Annotated in this window: 4 protein-coding genes; 1 reads left to right on the top strand and 3 read right to left on the bottom strand. The window is 72.9% G+C overall.

The genetic code is table 11. The features are described from left to right. The coding region (locus tag ACWEBX_RS39295) for a restriction endonuclease (RefSeq protein ID WP_451889495.1) at positions 1-438 on the top strand (438 nt) is incomplete at its 5' end. Between the two features lie 373 nt (positions 439-811). On the opposite strand, the gene ACWEBX_RS39290 is transcribed toward ACWEBX_RS39295, so the two are convergent. The 3 genes from ACWEBX_RS39290 to ACWEBX_RS39280 all read right to left on the bottom strand — a co-directional run. Continuing rightward, positions 812-1,426 carry an SMI1/KNR4 family protein gene (locus ACWEBX_RS39290; RefSeq protein WP_451889494.1) on the bottom strand — a complete coding sequence of 205 codons (615 nt, stop codon included), beginning with the start codon at positions 1,424-1,426 and terminating at the stop codon, positions 812-814. After that, entirely contained in the window at positions 1,423-1,752 is a 330-nt protein-coding gene (locus ACWEBX_RS39285) for a hypothetical protein (protein ID WP_451889493.1), read from the bottom strand. The genes ACWEBX_RS39290 and ACWEBX_RS39285 overlap by 4 nt, the downstream gene beginning before the upstream one ends. Next, positions 1,749-2,312, bottom strand: a 564-nt coding sequence (locus ACWEBX_RS39280) for a heavy metal-responsive transcriptional regulator (RefSeq protein WP_451889492.1), incomplete at its 5' end; no start/stop codon positions are given. The genes ACWEBX_RS39285 and ACWEBX_RS39280, both read right to left, overlap by 4 nt.

Below are 2,312 nucleotides of genomic sequence, written 5' to 3'. Positions count from 1 at the left end.
GCACCCGGGCGCCCTTGGGCTCCAGGCCCATCACCGTCAGGGCCGTCAGCGATTTCCCGCAGCCCGACTCGCCCACCAGGCCCAGGACTTCGCCGCCGGCGCGACGGCTGTCTCGACGTGGACGTCGTGGGTGGGGCCGGCGACCTGGGCGCCGACGTCGTGGCGATGACGCCGGACGGGCGCTCGGTCGTCATCCAGTGCAAGCGGTACGGCGACGGCAACCGGGTCGGCTCACAGGACCTGCAGCGCTTCGGTGGCACCTGCTTCACCGTTCACGGCGCCGATGTCGCTGTCGTGGTCACCACCAGCGACTTCACCGCCCCCGCGCTCGACTACGCGGAGCAGTGCGGCATCGTGTGCGTCGACGGTCCGCAACTGCAGCGCTGGCAGGAGGGTGCAGGACCGCGGCCTTGGGAGGCGCAGCCATCGGCGGGCTGAGGCGGATCGTGGGCGGCGCGCCCGCTTACCAGGAGGTTGCCACCCAGTCCCAGGACATGTCGGAGATCTGCCGCCGAACTGGAGGCTCTCGACGACGGCTTGGACGCCGAACGCTCTCGAGCCGCCGTGAAGGAACTGATAGGCGCGGTCTACGGCTGCCGGCAGTCGTAGACCGCCGGCCAGGCGGCCGGAGGCCGGGGCGGGCTTGCCGGTGTTGCGCGTCGGCTGCGCTGTCGTACAGAGTCCGGCCGGGGACGCCGACCGATCGCGCATCCCGCGCCGGGCGCCGAACTCGATCCGTCCCACTGGGATTTGAGCACTGACTGCGCCGCAGACATTGCCCGTGGTCAAGCGTCAAGACGGATCGTTCTGATCAGCGACCCGGCGCGGCGGGTTGCCACATGAGATCGAGTGCGTCGTCGATTGTTGCGGTGCCGGGTTCTTGGGAGCCGCCGAGGGCCGCGTGGCCCAGCAACACCGGTGTCCCGGCCTCCAGTGCGTGGGTGATGTCCTGGAGCATCGAAGTCACCGAGGCCCACCGAGGAACGTCCAGCATCCAGGTCTCGTGGTCCCAGAGGAGTACCGCGCCGTGGGCTTCACCGGGGCGCAGGTCGACGATCAGTCCGTCGCCGCCGGGGCTCAACGCGATCGGCATGAACTCCCGCTGGTAGCGGCTCTCGGGCCGGCCGTTCTCGTCGAACGAGTCGCCTTCCTGCTCTGCGACCAACAGCCAGATCTCGTGGGTCTCCAGAGCCTCGTCCAATGAGACCGGGGCGAAGGTGTCCGGAATCCAGTAGCCCGCGGCGATGTCGGGCAGCAGCCACCAGGCCCGCAGGTCGGCGGGCAGGGGCAGGCCGAGGTCTGCCTCGAACGCGTCCAGACGGGCGGGATCCGGCGCTGGTCTCGCCGGGCCTCGTCGGGTGTGTGCCGTGAGCCAGGTGTCGACGCGGCTCCAGGAGGTCAGGACGTCGTGATCAGCCGTTGTCATGGCGCGCAGTCTGCCTCACCATGGGTGGCCTGGCTGCCGCTCGTCTCCGGAGGCGGGCCAAGGGTGGGCATGCCGAGGTCGGCCGGTGCGGCTTCCGCGCGGCAGGAGGCTCCGCGGCGACGGTGCCGTACGACGAGGACGCCGAGCCCGGCGGCCACGGTCAGGATCGCCAGGGCGGGCATCCACAGGGCGCCGACCGCGGAGGTGAGACCCATGCCGCCGAGGACGGCCAGGAGCGGGCCCGCGCAGCACACCGCGCAGGCGGCGGCCGCGCCGGCGCCGAGCGTGCCCCAGGGCCGGAACCGGCGGGGAGAGGAGGCGGTCATGTGGTTGCTCCGAAGAGGTCGGCCAGCATCCCGGCGGCGGACTCGGGCGCCCGCACCTCCAGATGGAGGGCGGTCGGGGTCAGGTGCAGGGTGAAGTCGAAGAACGCGCAGCAGCCCTGCTCCGCCGCGGCGAGCGCGGCCACCTCGCCGGCCGGCTCGGCCCCGGCGGGGAAGATCAGACGGACGCCGTCGGGGATCTCCTCGCGCCCCTTCGCCTCGCCGACCAGCCGGCGCCACTGTTCGGTGCGCTCGCCCAGCCGGGTGGCGCCCAGGGTGCAGGCGACCGGGGCGTCCCGCCACGGCTCGGACTCCGCGGAGAGGCGGGTCGGTGACAGTGTGATCGGCACGGGCCCGGCGGCCGCGGCCGGCCCGGTCGTGGTGCAGCCGCAGTCCGGGCCGCACGCCCCCGAGGGCGCCGGGCCCGAGAGATCGGCGTGGACACCGGTGAGGTGCGCGGAGAATGCGCGCAGTTCTGCGATCCGGCCGTCCGTCTCTGCGATACGGCCGACGACCTGGCCGCCGTCGCCGCCGTCGCCCGCCGCGAACTGCGCCCCGGCGAC

Source organism: Streptomyces sp. NPDC005070 (assembly GCF_053600395.1).
The sequence above is the reverse complement of the archived record's forward strand: the minus strand, read 5'-3'. Positions and strand labels throughout refer to the sequence as shown.

What these genes read in the sequence shown, in the direction of transcription:
- ACWEBX_RS39290 (WP_451889494.1), bottom strand. Translation starts at nt 1,426, where the DNA reads ATGACAACGGCTGATCACGACGTCCTGACCTCCTGGAGCCGCGTCGAC.
- ACWEBX_RS39285 (WP_451889493.1), bottom strand. Translation starts at nt 1,752, where the DNA reads ATGACCGCCTCCTCTCCCCGCCGGTTCCGGCCCTGGGGCACGCTCGGC.